Raw genomic sequence first — 14,779 nt, forward strand, 5'->3', positions numbered from 1 at the left:
GGATGCGTGACCACCCCGAAGACGAAACGGCCCGCCCGCCTGTGACATCGGATCACCCGTCGGCTTGGCGAAGATAGTCGGCGCCGCCGACGAAGATCGTTTCCCCGCTCGGCGCCGCCGGATCGAGGGCGGCCGCGACGACGGCATCGGCGAACTCCGGAACGGTCAGCACTCGGCCGGCGCCGGCTTCGCGGGCAGCGACGGTGCCCGGCTGGGCGCGTTCCAGCATCTTCACGGTGATCGTGTCGGCGATCAGGTCGCCGGACACGACCGTGAGGCTGACGCCCGCCGCCTCCAGGGCCGGGATCCGCTCCCGCAGGGCACGTTCGCCGGCCTGCTTGCTCTCCGCCACCGGCCGGTACGCGTCCGGAACGGCACGTTGACCGTAGAAGTGGGCCTGGTGGCTGGTCACGAACACGATCCGCCCGCCCGGCCGCAGCAGCGGCAGCATCGTGTCGACCAGGGCGACCTGGGCGTCGCGGTTCAGGCGCATGGCGTACGTCTCGTCGGCGTCGCGTTCCATTCCGCCGGAGGCGTTCAAGATCAGGAAGTCGAGGCCGCCGAACTCCTGGGCGATCTCGTCGTGCAGCCGTGCGAGGGACGCGGGCTCGGTGACATCGGCCTGGACGGTCAGCACGGTGCCGCCCTCGGCGCGGAGCTCCTCGGCCAGCGCGTTGGCCCGGTTGGCCTTGTCGCGATAGTTGACGACGGCCGCGACCCGCTGACGTACCAGACCTCGAACGGTTTCGGCGCCGACTCCCCGGGAGGATCCGGTGACGAGCGCGACCTTTCCGGCATGATCATCCACGTTCGTACCCTCGCACAGGGCCGGTGACTGAGCCGTGTCAGCCCCGTGTCAGGTCCGGCGGACAGGCTGGTCGCAGCAGACAGCTACGAAAGGAAATCCGGTGACTGAGTCCGTACCCGTCCCGCAAGTCCTCCCCACGGAACGCGACGCCGGTCCGTTCGACCCGCCGCGCGAGATCACCCGCCTGCGCGAGGCTCGGCCGGTCTGTCCGATGCGCTTTCCGGACGGCCACGACGGCTGGCTGATCACCGGTTACGAGGCGGTCCGGCAGGTGATGGCCGACACCCGGTTCAGCTCGCGGCAGGACCTCGGCATCGTCCACGTCCCGTTCGAGACGCCCGGCATGCCCGTCCAGACCGAGCCGTCGCCGCAGCAGCCGGGGCTGTTCATCGCGATGGATCCGCCGGACCACACCCGGCTGCGCCGCAAGCTGACCGGCGCGTTCACGGTGCGCCGGATGAAGCAGCTCGAGGACCACATCGCCGAGATCGCCGAACGGCAGCTTGATCATCTCGCCACGCTCACCCCGCCGGTCGACCTGGTGAAGGAGTTCGCGCTGCCGGTCCCGTCGCTGGTGATCTGCGAACTGCTCGGCGTCCCGTACGAAGATCGCGCGACGTTCCAGGTGAACTCGGCCAGGTTCCTCGAGCGGGACATCAACCTCGAGGACAAGATGGCCGCGTTCGGCGCGATGTCATCGTTCCTGGCCCAGCTGGTGATCGCTAAGCGTGCCGAACCGGGCGAGGACATCCTCTCCGATCTTGCCGTGCAGGAGGATCTGAGCATCGAGGAACTGGTCGGGATGGCCTTCCTGTTGATCTTGGCCGGCCACGAGACCACCGCCAACCTGCTGGCCCTGGGTACCTTCGCGCTGCTGGAGCATCCTGATCAACTGGAGGCGCTGCGTTCCGATCCGGAGCTGATGCCGGGTGCGGTCGAGGAGCTGATGCGGTATCTGTCGATCGCCGACATCTTCTACCGGTACGCCACCGAGGATCTCGAGGTCGGCGGCGAGACCATCCCGGCCGGCTCCACGGTCGTCGTGTCGCTGCTGGCGGCCAACCGGGATCCCTTGCGGTACGAGAATCCCGACGATCTTGATCTTCGCCGGAACGCCCGCGGCCACCTGTCCTTCGGCCACGGCGTGCACCAGTGCCTCGGCCAGCAGCTGGCCCGAATCGAGCTGCGCGCCGGCTTCACCGGCCTGCTGCGCCGCTTCCCGACCCTGAAGCTGGCCGTGCCGGCCGACGAGGTGAAGGTCAAGTCCGACATGAACCTCTACGGCGTCCACGCCCTCCCGGTGACCTGGTCCTAGCCGAGGTGATCGGTCCGGTTGAGCCGGGCGAGCTCGAACGCACGATGGTGATCATCCTTGCGGAGCAGGCTGATCCCACCGGACGTGACCCGGAAGTAGGCGCCGGCCGCGGCCTCGACCGGCATCCCGATCCAGGCCGCGAACAGGTAGCTCGCCGTACCGCCGTGCGTCACGACGACCTGGTGCTCGGCCGGATCGTCCCGGATCCGTTGCAGGGCGGCATAGACGCGCTCGACGACGGCCATCCTGGTCTCCGTACCCGGGATGCCCTCGTCGTGGCGCGTCCAGTCCTCGTTGTCTGTCGCCGGCACGAGATGATCTTGAAGCCAGGCCTGCGGCTTCCCACCCGCCTCGCCGAACGAGCGCTCCCGTAGATCGGGATCAACGGTCAGCGGCGCCCCGAGCCGGCCGGCGATGATCTCGGCCGTACGCCGCGTGCGGAGCAGGTCGGACGTGAAGAGGGTGGGCGTCGCGTCGCCCAGTTCCGCGGCCAGGGCCTCCGCGATCTTGCCGGCCTGGGCGATGCCGCGCTCGGTCAGGTCGGAGTCGTACCACCCGCCGACCAGGCCGTCGACATGATGGGTGGCCTCGGGATGCGTGACGACGTACACGGTCTTCATGATGATCAAGCTTCGCACCATGGATGATGTCTCCATGACCTGGGACACCGCCGACCTCGATCTCGACGCCTACCTGGCCCGGACGGGCGCCACCGCCGAACCGCCCTCCCTGGAGGCCCTGGGCCGCCTCCAGACCGCACACGTCCGGACCTTCCCGTTCGAGAACCTGGACGTCCTGCTGGAGCAGCACCCCGGAGTTTCGCTCGCTGCCGTACAGGACAAGTTCGTGCGCAGGCACCGTGGCGGCTACTGCTTCGAGCACGGCACCCTCTTCCACGCCGTCCTGACCGAACTCGGCTACGACGTCGAACCCCGCCTAGCCCGCGTCGGCGACGCTGCGGCGTCGCCGCGCACCCACCTGGTCCTGATCGTCACCCTCGACGGCCGGCGCTACCTCAGCGACCCCGGCATCGGCATCCCACCCCTGATCCCGATCGAGCTAGCCGACGGAGCCGAGATCGACGGCGGACTCTGGCCCCACCAGATCCGGGTCTCCGATTCGGAGGAGCTCGGCGGCCGAGCCTGGCAACTGTGGCGCAAACGGGCCGGCGACTGGGAGTTCATGCACTCCACCGACGAGCTCCCGGTCCGCCGAGTCGACGTCGAGATGGGCCACCACTGGACCAGCACCGCCCCCACCACCCACTTCCGCTCCTCCCTGATGCTCAACCGCCACGGCCTTGACCCGGACGGCACTCCCACCCTCCTTACCGTGACCCTCGACTACACGGCGATCGGGCGCGTGGGCGAGGAACCGAAGCGGCAGGACTACGACCCCGACGATCTACCCGACCTCCTCGAGCGGGCCGGCGCGAAGCTGTCGGAGGACGAGGCCAAGCGGCTGGCCGTACGCGTACGAGAGCTGCGCGGGTAGCCCATGTCGTACGAGGACTCCTACGTAGGATCCCTGCGTCAGGTGGTCGGCGATCGCCGACTGATCACCCCCGGCCCGCGCGCCGTGATCATGGACGACCAAGATCGACTTCTCCTCATCCGCCGATCCGACAACGGCGCCTGGGCCATGCCGGCGGGCGGGCTGGAGCTAGGCGAATCGATCTGGGAGGCCCTCGTCCGCGAGGTCCGCGAGGAGACCGGCCTGACCGTCGAAGCCGCCACCCCGTTCGCGCTTTACACCGAGAAGCGCTTCTGGTTCACCAACGCCTACGGCGGGCAGCACCAGCTGTTCACTGTTGCCTTTCGAGTCGACCGCTGGTCAGGATCGCTGCTCAGCGAGACCGACGAAACCGTCGATGCACGCTTCTTCGCCCGCTCGAACCTGCCTGAAATCAATTCCGTCTACCTGGAGACCCTGCAGGACCTGGATGCGTATGACCGGACCGTGATCCTCAAATAGAGGAGTCCGATCAGCCAGTGATCTCCGGTCGGAAGTAGTCGACCATCGCGGCATCAATGGGTGTCTCGAAGTGCAAGAGCATGCGAACGATGCTGACCTCGCTGTCCTTCATCGTCGTTTCCTCAGGATCTGCAGGTGTTGCTTGCCCGAGGTAGTAGTAGTCGGAACCCTCGCTGTCGTTCTTCTTGACAAACACGTGCAAATCGACCTCGCCGGAGACAACGGCGCGTACCTCGGCACTCCGAAGGGTCCGTTTGCTCCTGCTGAACCATCGCATCGTCGAGGCACCCAGCAACGCGTCTTCGTACGCGGTCGTTGCAGAGATATCTTCCGACTTCTGGAGTGTGACGAAGATCGGGCACACGCCCGTCTTCGCGTCGACCTTGTACCCATAGATCGTTGCGGCGAACGAGCGTGGCCAGCCGAGAATTCGAGCTGTCTCCTTTCGGGTGTACTGCCTGCCGGGCGCAAAGAGCCCTCGCAGGCCGTAGCGAGAGGATACGAGTTGGCGTCCCGTGCGGATCAAATCGTCAACGGCGCTGGCAAAGGCATCTGAGGTGAGGTACCGCACTCGGAACGGATCAACCAGTTGGATCGAGCCATTAGACCGCCTGACGGCGAGCGGGACGAACTTCGCGCGGTCAGCTTCGGCATGCTTCGCAAAGGTCAGGGAGTCAATGGCACTTTCGATCTGGGAAGGCGTGGTGCTGATTCCTTCGGACTCCAGGCGGTCGATGGCGGCCTCGACCGTCGTTGCTCCATCAAGGAGTTGAGACAGCAGCGCCAGTTCGTGAGGGCGTTTCGCCGTGAAGATTTCGTGCGACAAGGCGTACAGAAGCTTGTCTTCATACACCGTCAGCCCGGTAGGCTCCTTCAGCAGAGCCTGTACGAGTTCGGGAAAGTGCCGCCGCCTCGTCGCCAGCAACACCGGATCGGTGGCCTCGAAGCGCAGGAAGTCCCAGAGTGAAGGGATGCGACCGACACGGTTACGCATCGTCTCAAGTGCAGATTTCAGCCGGGGCAAGCTGTCGAGCTTGGTCGACGCGATCGAGCGCAGCACACGCTCCTGGGCGACCTGGTCGAAGCGCACACTCGACAGATTGGGGAGGACGCCGATCTCTTCGGCGGAGATCAGCTTCTGGCGTAGCGACTCCTTGTTGAGGGACTCGTCGCCGAAAAGAGCCATCGGGATCATGAAGTTGTTGGCATAGTTTCCGATGAAGTCGATCACGACGAGGTAATCCTTGCCGGCAGCCTTACGGAGTCCTCGCCCGAGCTGCTGCACGAAGACAGTCGTTGACTGAGTCTGCCGTAGCATGATGACTTGGTTCACCGTGGGGATGTCGACACCCTCGTTGAAGACATCGACGGTGAGGATGTAATTGAGATCGCCGCGCTCCAGGGATCGAACGACCGAATTTCGTTGCTCGGTCGAATCGTCGCCGGTGACTGCAGCGGTACGAAGCCGCTGCCCGTGGAGGTCGAGCTCATTGAGCGCCGCGGAAAGCGCCCTGGCCTCATCCTTTCGGCTGCAGAAGATCAGCCCGCGTGGCCGAACGGCAGCCTGACCGTACGTGTCGATCGTGCGCAGGAGGTGCTGGACACGTTCCGATGAAGTCAGCTGGGTGAGGTCTGTATCGGCGTCAAGGATGGTTCCGTCCTGTGCCGCAATGTCAGTGATTCCGTAGTAGTGGAATGGTGCGAGCATGTCCGCCTCGAGTGCTTCGCCGAGGCGGATCTCGTATGGCACGTTGTAGTCGAACAGCTCGTAGACGTTGAGGCTGTCCGTTCGTTCGGGAGTCGCCGTCATTCCGAGAAGGAAGGCTGGCCTGAAATGGTCTAGCACTCGCCGGTACGTGGGTGCCGCGGATCGGTGAGCCTCATCGATGATCACATATTCGAAATCTTCGGGATCGAAGGAGCTGAGAACGTCGGGCCGAGACAAAGTTTGCACTGTCGCGAAGACGTATCGACATGAACTCTGCTTGGCGCCACCCGTAAGCTTTCCGTATTCGGTCGGAATGCCACCAAGGACCAACTGATACTCTTCGATGGTCTTGTCGAGGATCTGTTCACGGTGAACTACGAAGAGTAGTCGACGAGGATTGAACGCCCGCACGTCCAGAGCCGAGAGAATGGTCTTGCCGGTTCCGGTCGCGGAGATGATGATCGCTCGCTGTTCGTTTGCTTCTCGTACCTGCGCAAGCGCAGCCAGTGCGGACTCCTGCATCGCGTTTGCGGTGATCTGACCCGGAAGGTCGAGTGTGATCACCGAATTGGAACCCCGGCCTTGGCGAGAGGGCGGCGGCGAGTAGGTGTCGGAGTAGGCGTCGATCCATTCTTGGGTGAGCGGCTCGGAGTCCTCGAGCTGTGCTCTCATGAGATGGTCGAATTGGTGCGCCAGATCGCTGGCTGGGGCGGCAGTTACCCTGAGGTTCCACTCGTGATTTCGGGCTAGGGCATTCTCCGTCAGATTGGAGCTACCGACGAGCGCGGTGACGGCACGCCCATCTTTGAAGATGTAACCCTTCGGGTGAAACTTGTCAGATCGGTGAAGGCGCACATCAATGCCCACCTTCCGTAGGGCGAGCAACTCAAGGAACGCCGCGGGCGAGTTGAATGACAGGTAGTCGGATGTCACGATGCTTCCGCTGCCTTTGAACTCAACAAGCTCCTGCTTGAGCAGAGCAATCGCGCGCGGACTGACGAATGCGACTGAGAACAGAAACTCGGACGATCGTACTAGTTCGGCGCGGAGGGCATGCAGCATCGAGAGCTCGTTCTCATTGATAACGAGCTTCGGGTGGTATTGGGGAGGCTCTCGTCCTTCTGCTTCGAGATAGCCATAGTCGACGGCAACTCGGAACTGGCTGGCCCAGTTGAGGTCCGGTCTCATGAAGCGAAGGCTTTGATGACGCGTTCAACAGCCGGTAGATCCGCCGGAGCCCAGTCGAGGTCGGCCAGGCTCCTTGGCTCAAGCCAACGGACATCGGAGTGTTCGGTGAGCCGGACGTCGCCCGAGATCAGATCGCTGAAGTAGGTCGTCAGGGTCACGCGCCCAAAGTCATAGTCATGGACCGTGGTGGTGACTTCGTCGCCGACCGTGATGTCACAGCAGAGCTCCTCGCGGATCTCGCGCTCCAATGCCTCCCGCGCAGTCTCGCCGGTCTCGATCTTGCCACCAGGGAACTCCCACAGCCCTGCGAGCGCGCCACCGGGACCTCGCTGTGCGCACAGCACCTTGCCCTCCCTGATCACCACGGCTCCCACAACATCGATCTGCTTGATCATCAGGCCCTTCCTCGGCGGCTGATCAGCAGCTTAGGCGAGACGACCCTTGCGCCCTGGCGAAAAGCATCGAGATTCGGACTTCGAGCCGGTCCACGGCGGGCGTCGGCCGCCCGTCGCGGTACTGCTCGGCCGGATGGTCACTTCGAGCCGGCCACCACTGTCGCGCACGGTCCGGGCAAACCGTTGATCACCACTCGTACCGACCGAGATCGCCTCGGCGCACCCGACGCTTCTTGCCGAACTTGCGCAGCACCGACCACGGTTCACGTACCGACCTACCGTGAGCGCGGTGCTTGTGCGGCTTGCAGAGCTGACAGCCTTTCCACTGCTTGTGGGGAGAATGAGCCATGAAGGAACTCCGTCCGTGACAGTCCCCGCCACGGTGGGCGGGGCTTCTCGGACAGGAGCAACTGCTTCATGAACGGGACCCCTTCGCTCGTTGATCAGCTGCCGTAGCTGACCTCGCACGAACTCGCCTGGTGGAGCCAAGGGGACTCGAACCCCTAACCCTCTGCTTGCAAAGCAGATGCGCTACCAATTGCGCCATGGCCCCGTGAGCGGCCGAAGCTGCTCGACGCTCGATGGTACGGCATCGCGGGCGGGTCGGGCCAACGCGAAACCCGGGGTCAGCGGGCTCCGGCGACGACCGTGCTGAGGGTGTGCAGGCGGAGGATGCGCCAGCGGCCGCAGGGGCAGGACTGGTAGGCGAGGCGGCCTTGGCTGGTGGTGTGTTCGGAGGCGGTCTGCCAGTGGTGCTCGTGGTCGCGGGTCGCGGTCATGCACCAAGGATGCTGTAATGGGATTATGCAACTCAACCCTTACGGCGTCGATGGTGTGGTGATGGCACTGGATCTGGCGAACCGGCCACCTACCTCGACGGACGAGCTGCGGCAGGTTTGTGATGATCACGGCCTGGTACGGGAGCTGCCGATCACCGACGACGATCTCGGGAAGGTGGAGCGGGCGGTCGGGGAGTGGCTGGCGGTCGTCGATGCCGCGGACTCCGACGAGCGGGGGAGGCGGGTGAATGCGATGACCGAGGCCTACTGCTCCTTTCCGACGTTGACCGATCACGCCGGTACGGGGTGGCATCTGCACTATCGGCCGGACAAGATCACTGTCGGGCATCAGGTGGGGGCGATGATGGCGGCCGGCACGGCGCTGCACCTGGCGGGGCGGGGCATGAACCGGCTCGGGCGTTGCGCCGTCGACGACTGCGATCGCGTGTACGTGGATCTCACCCGAAACGGGCGGCAGCGGTACTGCAGTCCGGCCTGCGCCAACCGGGACGCCGTCCGGCGCCATCGGGCGCGCGCCGCTCGGTGATCACCAGCGCTCGATGAGGCCCTCCGGGCGGGCCGGTGGCTCGTAGGGTTCCGGCCAGAAGTCCGTCACCTTCGTGATGATGCCGGCATCGTTGAACTCGAAGAAGACTTGGGCATCCGCGGCTTCGTCGCCCTCGGGGCTGCGGACGAGCCAGCCGAACCAGATCACGGCCCGCTGCCCGTCGCCGATGATCACCTTCGGGGTCAGGTGCCAGTCGCCGGGGTAGGTCTCGTTGAACCTCAGGTACGCCGCTCGGCCGCGGATCCGTTCTCGGGTCTGCGGCAACTCGTACACGACGTCCTCGGCCAGCAAGGCCTGCCAGGCTTCCCAGTCCCGCGCCTCCAGCGTGGTCAGGAAGCGTTCGGCGAGGGCTGCGGTGTCGATCATGATCCGACTCTAGATTCCCGCACTGACAGAGTCACTCGCGGCGGAGGCGGTGGGCGGAGTTGATCAAATGGGTACGCATCGCGGCCGAGGCGGCCTGGGGATCGCCGGCATCGATCGCGGTCAGGATCGCGTCGTGTTCGGCTCCGACCGGGTCGGCCGGCCGCCCGGCCTTCCGTCGCCCCTTGGGCAGGATGATCATCATCGGCCCGATCGCGGACAGCAGGTCCGCGTAGTAGCGATTGCGCGAAGCCCGAGCGATCCCATGATGGAAGTCGAAGTCGGCCTGGATGGAACGTGAGGGAGCATCGACGGCCGCCCGCTGCTCCTGGACCGCCTTCCGAAGCCGTACCAGATCTTGATCATCACGCCGCCGCGCCGCCAGGGCCGCCGCCTCGCACTCCACCCCGATCCGGAATTCCGCCAGCTCCAGCAGTTCGGGCACGCCCCGCGCGGCAGCCTCGCCGAACTCGAACCGCACGCCGCTGGGCCGAGTCAGCACATACGTCCCGCGCCCCTGCTGTGAATCCACCAGCCCAGCGGCCCGCAGCCGCGCCACGGCCTCCCGCACCACGGTCCGCGACACGGAGAACCGCTGCATCAGGGCCGCCTCGGTCGGCAGTCGCTCGCCGGCCGCCACCACCCCGTCCGCGATCTCCCGGGTCAACTCTCCGACGACCCGCTGAGTCAGGGATTCAGCCACCGAACTCGGCCGCCTCGACGGTCCAGGCCCGGGCTTGATCACTGAGTGAGACGCCGATCCCGGGCCGATCGGGCACCAGCATCCGCCCGTCCGCGATCTCCAGCCGCTCCTGGAACAGCGGCTCCAGCCAGTCGAAATGCTCCACCCAGACCGCACCCGGATACGCCGCGGCCAAGTGCAGGTGCAGCTCCATCGCGAAGTGCGGCGCCACCTTCAGTCCGGCCTCGTCGGCCAGCGCCAGGATCCGCAGGAAGGACGTGATCCCGCCGACCCGCGGCGCGTCCGGCTGCAGGAAGCTCACCGAATTCTGCGAGATCAGGGCCCGATGTTCGGCCACGCTGGTCAGCATCTCGCCACTGGCGATCGGGGTGTCCAGCCGCGCGCTGAGCATGGCGTGCCCGGCGGCGTCGTACGCGTCCAGGGGCTCCTCGATCCAGACCAGCCCGAACGACTCGAGCTGCCGGCCCATCCGCAGCGCGGTCCCGCGATCCCATTGTTGATTGGCGTCCACCATCAGCGCGACCGACGACGGCAACGCGGTCCGGACGGCCTCGACCCGGGCCAGGTCGGCCAGCTGATCCGGCTGCCCGACCTTGATCTTGATCCCGCCGATGCCCCGCTCCACGGCACCGGCGGCGTTCTCCAGCACCTCCTCGAGCGGCGCGTTCAGGAATCCGCCCGAGGTGTTGTAGCAGGGCACCGCATCGTGGTGCGCGCCGAGCAACTTGGCCAAGGGCAAGCCGGCTCGCTTGGCCTTGAGATCCCACAGCGCCACGTCGATCGCGGCGATCGCCTGGGTGGCCAGGCCGCTCCTACCGACCGACGCCCCCGCCCAGACCAGCTTGGTGCCGAGCTTGCCGATGTCGCTCGGATCCTCGCCGATCACGTCGCCGCCGATCTCCCGCGCATGGGCGAACAGCCCGGGCCCGCCGGCCCGCTTCGAATAGCTGAAGCCAAGTCCCTCGAAGCCTTCCTCGGTGGTGATCTCGGCGAACAGCAGGGCCACCTGGGTCAACGGGCGCTGCCGGCCGGTGAGCACCTTCGCGTCACTGATCGGTACGGCGAGCGGCAGGTAGGCCAGGGACAGCTTCAGGGTACGAATGCGGTCGGACATGAATTCATCGTACAAATTGGAAATTCATCGTGACAAGGTGCCGGACCGCATTACCGTACGAGAGCGTGACGGTCGTCACGACACGCCGCCCGACGGCCGACGATGTCCACTCGCTCGGGAACTCTGGCACCGCCCCGTCCGTGATTTCTGCTTGTGCGTCCTCTCCGTCCGACCCCAACTTCGATATCGCCAACGCCGAAATCGGCACGTACCCTTGAGCCCATGTGGTCCCAGCGGGAGGTCGTCGATTACGCGTTGCAGCGTCGGTCGACCCTGGCCTCGCTGCGGCGTCCCGGCGGTCGGCTGGCCCGGCGCGAGGCCTGTGACGCCGACCCCATGCTGCTGCGGGCGGCGAAGCATCACGGCGAGTCGGTGGACGGGAATTGCCCGGTCTGCGACTCGACCGAACTCACCCAGCTGCACTACGTGTTCGGCGACCAGCTCGGGCAGTACTCGGGCCGGATCAAGCGGACCGCCGAGCTGGAGGAGATGGCGCACGAGTTCGGCGAGTTCAAGGTCGTCGTGGTCGAAGTGTGCCGGGGCTGCAGCTGGAACTTCATGATCATGTCGTACCTGCTCGGGGACGGGGTGAAGCGCAAGCCCCCGCGTCGGCAGCAAACCGTCGAGGACATCTATGGTTGAGCGCCCTTCGGGGTCGCGCGAGAACGCCAGCACGTCGGGGAAGAAGCAGACGAAGGGCCGCCGCTGGGCCCGCCGGATCGTCCGCAGCCTGGTCGCCCTGATCTTGATCGGGCTGATCGGCGCCACCGCCATCGTCGTGGTCGGCTATCAGACCACCGAACTGCCCGACCCGAACGCCGACTTCCAGACCGCGACCAGCTTCGTCTACTACAACGACGGCAAGGCCCAGTTGGGCAGCTTCGCCACCCAGAACCGGCAGCCGCTGACGTTCGACGAGATGCCGCGGTCGATCAAGGACGCGTTGGTGTCGGCGGAGAACCGGGACTTCTGGACCGATCCGGGGATCTCGATCCCGGGCATGATCAGAGCCGCCTGGTCCATCCTCACCGGTGGTTCGCTGCAGGGCGGGTCGACGATCACCCAGCAGTACATCAAGATCATGTACCTGACCTCCGAGCAGACGTTGGCCCGGAAGTTCAAGGAGGTCTTCCTTGCCTACAAGCTCAACAAGGACCTGACCAAGGAACAGATCCTCGAGGGCTACCTGAACACGATCTACTTCGGTCGTGGTGCGTACGGGATCCAGGCGGCCGCGAAGTCGTTCTTCGACGTCGACGCCAAGGACCTCACGGTGCCGCAGGCGGCGGCGCTGACCGCGATCTTGAACAACCCGACCGTGTTCGACCCGGACGTGGACGACGGCCACAATCCGCGGCTGCTGGAGCGCTACCGGTACGTGACCCAGAGCATGGCCGAGACCGGCGCGATCACGCCGACCGAGGCGGCCAAGTACGCCAAGGCGTTGCCGAAGTTCCCGGAGATCGAGAAGAACCAGCGGTACGGCGGGCCGAAGGGCTTCCTGCTCAAGATGGTCGAGGCCGAGCTGCTGGCGGCCGGCTTCGACTCCAGCACGATCAACGGCGGCGGCCTCAAGATCACCACGACGTTCGACAAGGCGGCCCAGAACGCGGCCGTGAAGTCGGCGCAGAAGTGGACCAAGAAGGCCGCCGACGCGGCCGACGAGAAGAAGTCCGATCTGCACGCGGCCATCGCGTCGGTCGAGGTCGGCACCGGCCGGGTGCTGGCTGCCTACGGCGGCCCGGACTACGTCGCGAACTCGCGGAACTGGGCGACCACCCCGCGGCCGACCGCGTCGACCTTCAAGACGTACGCGCTCGCGGCCGGCCTGGAAGACGGCTACAGCCTCCGCTCGTACTTCAACGGCAACTCGTTCACCCCGGACGGCGATCCGGTCAGGGTGCGCAACGAGTTCGACTACGAGTACGGCTCGGTCAGCCTGCGCCGGGCCACCGCGGAGTCGATCAACACCGCGTTCGTCGACCTGACCGTGGAGATGGACGAAGGCCCGAGCAAGATCAGCAAGGCGGCCGAGGCGGCCGGGGCGCCGAAGGGACCGGGCTGGGACGAGAACACCCGGATCGCCCTCGGTGCGGCCGAGGTGAGCCCGCTCGACCAGGCCGGCGCCTACGCCACGTACGCCAATGACGGGATTCACGTCGGCAACCACGTGGTCGACTCGGTGACCGACGCCGCCGGCAACGTGATCTACGAGGCCAAGCCGGCCGAGAAGCGTGCCGTCAGCGAGGACATCGCGCACGACGTCACGTACGCGCTGTCCAGCGTGGTCGAGGAGGGCACCGGCCAGACCGTGCAGACGCTGGACCGTCCGGTCGCCGGCAAGACCGGCACCAAGGACGGCGTGAAGAACGACATCACGTCGGCCTGGTTCGTCGCGTACACCAAGCAGATCTCGACCTCGGTCATGTACGTCGCCGGCGACGGCGGCAACGCGAATCTGGACGACTACGCCCGGCCGGGTGACAAGACCTTCTTCGGCGGTACGTATCCGGCGCTGACCTGGGCCGACTACATGAAGAAGGCCACCAAGGACCAGCCGGTGGAGGATTTCGAGGAGCCGGCCTGGGTCAATCTGGACCGGCCCCGGGACGACGATCCGGGCGATGACCAGCAGGAGCAGACCCGGGAGCCGGAGACGGAGAAGCCGGAGACCGAGAAGCCGACGGAGACGCCCACCGAGAAGCCGAGCGAGACGCCCACCGAGAAGCCGAGCGAGGAACCGACCGAGAAGCCGTCGGAGGAGCCCACCGAGGAGCCGTCGGAGGAGCCCACCGAGGAGCCGTCGGAGCAGCCGAGTGAGGAGCCGTCGGAACAACCCAGCGAGGAGCCGAGCGGCAACGCCGATTCGGATGGCCAGGACTCCGACAGCAGCTCGGACGGCAGCTCCGACTCAGGCGGCTCGAACGACCAGTCCGATTCCGACGGCTCGAGCGATTCCGGCGGGTCCACCGACGACTCCGGCGGTTCCTCGGGGAGCTCGGACTCGAGCGGATCGTCGGACTCGGGCAGCAGCGGCCGCTCGGACTCCAGCGGGACGATCCTCGGCAGCGACGCGACATCGGACGGCACCGGCTGAGCGGTGCGCCGGGTCAGCGACAGCTGTAGCCGCCGTCGATCGGCAGGCTCACGCCGGTGATCATCGACGCGGCGTCGCTGAGCAGGAAGACGATCGGCGCGGCGATCTCGTCCTCGGTGGCCCAACGACCGAGCGGCATCGCCTCCAGGAACGGGCGCTCGATGTCCTCGCGCCCCCAGTACCAGGCCGACATGGGCGTCATCACCACGGTCGGGTTCACACTGTTGACCCGGATGCCGTCCTTGCCGAGCTCCAGCGCCGAGACCCGGGTGATGTTGTCCAGGGCCGCCTTCGAGGAGCCGTACGAGATGTGGCCGGGCAGTGCGACCAGGCTCGCCTGGCTGGACACGTTGACGATCGAGCCGCCCCGGCCGAGCCGCTGCATGGTCCGGGCGGCGTACTTGATCACCAGCAGGGCACCGCGGGCGTTGACGTTGATCACCTGGTCGAACACGGCGATGTCGGTCTCGGTCGGGGTTGCGATCTCGCCGCCGAAGCCGCCGCAGTTCACCACGCCCCACAGGTCGACGCCGTCCAGGGCGGTCCGGATGCTGTCCTCGGAGGTCAGGTCGAAGGGCAGCGGCCGCGCCCCGGTCTCCTCGACGATCGCGGCCAGACTCTCCTCGGACCGGCCGCTCGCGATCACCTCGGCGCCGGCTCGGACCAGCTGCCGTACGGTCGCGCCGCCGATCCCGCCGCTCGCTCCGGTCACCAACACCGTCCGGCCGTCGAAATCGCTCATGCGCCAGTCTGGCATGTCATGAGTA

15 protein-coding genes and 1 tRNA gene are annotated in these 14,779 nt (G+C 66.2%); 6 read left to right on the forward strand and 10 right to left on the reverse strand.

Translation table 11 applies throughout. The features are described from left to right. Window positions 1-52 precede the first annotated feature (52 nt). Window positions 53-808 carry an SDR family oxidoreductase gene (locus tag ACFQU4_RS05815; RefSeq protein WP_377487980.1) on the reverse strand — a complete coding sequence of 252 codons (756 nt, stop codon included), beginning with the start codon at window positions 806-808 and terminating at the stop codon, window positions 53-55. Between the two features lie 100 nt (window positions 809-908). Between ACFQU4_RS05815 and ACFQU4_RS05820 the strand changes: the two genes are divergently transcribed. Continuing rightward, on the forward strand, window positions 909-2,123 hold the full coding sequence (locus tag ACFQU4_RS05820; RefSeq protein WP_377487982.1) for a cytochrome P450: 1,215 nt from the start codon (window positions 909-911) through the stop codon (window positions 2,121-2,123). On the opposite strand, the gene ACFQU4_RS05825 is transcribed toward ACFQU4_RS05820, so the two are convergent. Next, the gene (locus ACFQU4_RS05825) at window positions 2,120-2,743 is read right to left on the reverse strand and encodes a histidine phosphatase family protein (RefSeq protein ID WP_377488784.1); all 624 of its coding nucleotides are present in this window, start codon (window positions 2,741-2,743) and stop codon (window positions 2,120-2,122) included. The genes ACFQU4_RS05820 and ACFQU4_RS05825 overlap by 4 nt on opposite strands. A 19-nt stretch (window positions 2,744-2,762) precedes the next feature. On the opposite strand from ACFQU4_RS05825, the gene ACFQU4_RS05830 reads away from it, so the two are divergent. Together ACFQU4_RS05830 and ACFQU4_RS05835 are read left to right on the forward strand one after the other, a co-directional pair. Next, the gene (locus ACFQU4_RS05830) at window positions 2,763-3,617 is read left to right on the forward strand and encodes an arylamine N-acetyltransferase (RefSeq protein ID WP_377487984.1); all 855 of its coding nucleotides are present in this window, start codon (window positions 2,763-2,765) and stop codon (window positions 3,615-3,617) included. A gap of 3 nt (window positions 3,618-3,620) precedes the next feature. After that, window positions 3,621-4,097, forward strand: a complete 477-nt coding sequence (locus tag ACFQU4_RS05835; RefSeq protein ID WP_377487986.1) for an NUDIX domain-containing protein — start codon at window positions 3,621-3,623, stop codon at window positions 4,095-4,097. A 10-nt stretch (window positions 4,098-4,107) separates the two neighbouring features. On the opposite strand, the gene ACFQU4_RS05840 is transcribed toward ACFQU4_RS05835, so the two are convergent. The 4 genes from ACFQU4_RS05840 to ACFQU4_RS05855 all read right to left on the reverse strand — a co-directional run bounded on the left by ACFQU4_RS05840 (window position 4,108) and on the right by ACFQU4_RS05855 (window position 8,167). After that, complete coding sequence (locus ACFQU4_RS05840; RefSeq protein WP_377487988.1) at window positions 4,108-6,993, reverse strand: DUF3427 domain-containing protein; 2,886 nt, start codon at window positions 6,991-6,993, stop codon at window positions 4,108-4,110. After that, window positions 6,990-7,388, reverse strand: coding sequence for a (deoxy)nucleoside triphosphate pyrophosphohydrolase (locus tag ACFQU4_RS05845; RefSeq protein WP_377487990.1), 399 nt, complete (start codon window positions 7,386-7,388; stop codon window positions 6,990-6,992). The genes ACFQU4_RS05840 and ACFQU4_RS05845 overlap by 4 nt, the downstream gene beginning before the upstream one ends. 477 nt (window positions 7,389-7,865) lie before the next feature. Then, window positions 7,866-7,941: transfer RNA gene (locus ACFQU4_RS05850), tRNA-Ala, on the reverse strand. Between the two features lie 73 nt (window positions 7,942-8,014). After that, window positions 8,015-8,167, reverse strand: coding sequence for a hypothetical protein (locus ACFQU4_RS05855; protein ID WP_377487992.1), 153 nt, complete (start codon window positions 8,165-8,167; stop codon window positions 8,015-8,017). Window positions 8,168-8,228: 61 nt separating this feature from the next. Here ACFQU4_RS05855 and ACFQU4_RS05860 point away from each other — a divergent pair, with 61 nt between their 5' ends. Next, a complete protein-coding gene (locus ACFQU4_RS05860) occupies window positions 8,229-8,714 on the forward strand; it encodes a CGNR zinc finger domain-containing protein (RefSeq protein WP_377487994.1) in 486 nt (161 codons plus the stop codon). Here the strand turns inward: ACFQU4_RS05860 and ACFQU4_RS05865 are convergent, their stop codons facing one another. The 3 genes from ACFQU4_RS05865 to ACFQU4_RS05875 are packed head-to-tail and all read right to left on the reverse strand — an operon-like array spanning window position 8,715 to window position 10,915. Then, the gene (locus tag ACFQU4_RS05865) at window positions 8,715-9,101 is read right to left on the reverse strand and encodes a nuclear transport factor 2 family protein (protein ID WP_377487996.1); all 387 of its coding nucleotides are present in this window, start codon (window positions 9,099-9,101) and stop codon (window positions 8,715-8,717) included. A 31-nt stretch (window positions 9,102-9,132) separates the two neighbouring features. Then, the gene (locus tag ACFQU4_RS05870; protein ID WP_377487998.1) at window positions 9,133-9,801 is read right to left on the reverse strand and encodes a FadR/GntR family transcriptional regulator; all 669 of its coding nucleotides are present in this window, start codon (window positions 9,799-9,801) and stop codon (window positions 9,133-9,135) included. Continuing rightward, a complete protein-coding gene (locus ACFQU4_RS05875; RefSeq protein WP_377488000.1) occupies window positions 9,794-10,915 on the reverse strand; it encodes a mandelate racemase/muconate lactonizing enzyme family protein in 1,122 nt (373 codons plus the stop codon). Before ACFQU4_RS05875 ends, ACFQU4_RS05870 begins: the two co-directional genes overlap by 8 nt. A 222-nt stretch (window positions 10,916-11,137) precedes the next feature. On the opposite strand from ACFQU4_RS05875, the gene ACFQU4_RS05880 reads away from it, so the two are divergent. Further along, window positions 11,138-11,557, forward strand: coding sequence for a DUF5318 family protein (locus tag ACFQU4_RS05880; protein WP_377488002.1), 420 nt, complete (start codon window positions 11,138-11,140; stop codon window positions 11,555-11,557). Then, complete coding sequence (locus ACFQU4_RS05885) at window positions 11,550-14,012, forward strand: transglycosylase domain-containing protein (protein ID WP_377488004.1); 2,463 nt, start codon at window positions 11,550-11,552, stop codon at window positions 14,010-14,012. The genes ACFQU4_RS05880 and ACFQU4_RS05885 overlap by 8 nt, the downstream gene beginning before the upstream one ends. Before the next feature lie 13 nt (window positions 14,013-14,025). Here the strand turns inward: ACFQU4_RS05885 and ACFQU4_RS05890 are convergent, their stop codons facing one another. Then, on the reverse strand, window positions 14,026-14,769 hold the full coding sequence (locus ACFQU4_RS05890; protein WP_377488006.1) for an SDR family oxidoreductase: 744 nt from the start codon (window positions 14,767-14,769) through the stop codon (window positions 14,026-14,028). Between the last annotated feature and the right edge of the window lie 10 nt (window positions 14,770-14,779).

Origin of the sequence: Microlunatus sp. GCM10028923, from assembly GCF_042666975.1 — a bacterium.
In the GTDB taxonomy this organism is placed as follows: Bacteria; Actinomycetota; Actinomycetes; order Propionibacteriales; family Propionibacteriaceae; genus Microlunatus.

What these genes read in the sequence shown, in the direction of transcription:
- ACFQU4_RS05865 (WP_377487996.1), bottom strand. Translation starts at nt 9,101, where the DNA reads ATGATCGACACCGCAGCCCTCGCCGAACGCTTCCTGACCACGCTGGAG.
- ACFQU4_RS05875 (WP_377488000.1), bottom strand. Translation starts at nt 10,915, where the DNA reads ATGTCCGACCGCATTCGTACCCTGAAGCTGTCCCTGGCCTACCTGCCG.
- ACFQU4_RS05835 (WP_377487986.1), top strand. Translation starts at nt 3,621, where the DNA reads ATGTCGTACGAGGACTCCTACGTAGGATCCCTGCGTCAGGTGGTCGGC.
- ACFQU4_RS05885 (WP_377488004.1), top strand. Translation starts at nt 11,550, where the DNA reads ATGGTTGAGCGCCCTTCGGGGTCGCGCGAGAACGCCAGCACGTCGGGG.
- ACFQU4_RS05840 (WP_377487988.1), bottom strand. Translation starts at nt 6,993, where the DNA reads ATGAGACCGGACCTCAACTGGGCCAGCCAGTTCCGAGTTGCCGTCGAC.
- ACFQU4_RS05845 (WP_377487990.1), bottom strand. Translation starts at nt 7,388, where the DNA reads ATGATCAAGCAGATCGATGTTGTGGGAGCCGTGGTGATCAGGGAGGGC.
- ACFQU4_RS05830 (WP_377487984.1), top strand. Translation starts at nt 2,763, where the DNA reads ATGGATGATGTCTCCATGACCTGGGACACCGCCGACCTCGATCTCGAC.
- ACFQU4_RS05825 (WP_377488784.1), bottom strand. Translation starts at nt 2,743, where the DNA reads ATGAAGACCGTGTACGTCGTCACGCATCCCGAGGCCACCCATCATGTC.
- ACFQU4_RS05855 (WP_377487992.1), bottom strand. Translation starts at nt 8,167, where the DNA reads ATGACCGCGACCCGCGACCACGAGCACCACTGGCAGACCGCCTCCGAA.
- ACFQU4_RS05880 (WP_377488002.1), top strand. Translation starts at nt 11,138, where the DNA reads ATGTGGTCCCAGCGGGAGGTCGTCGATTACGCGTTGCAGCGTCGGTCG.
- ACFQU4_RS05860 (WP_377487994.1), top strand. Translation starts at nt 8,229, where the DNA reads ATGGCACTGGATCTGGCGAACCGGCCACCTACCTCGACGGACGAGCTG.
- ACFQU4_RS05890 (WP_377488006.1), bottom strand. Translation starts at nt 14,769, where the DNA reads ATGCCAGACTGGCGCATGAGCGATTTCGACGGCCGGACGGTGTTGGTG.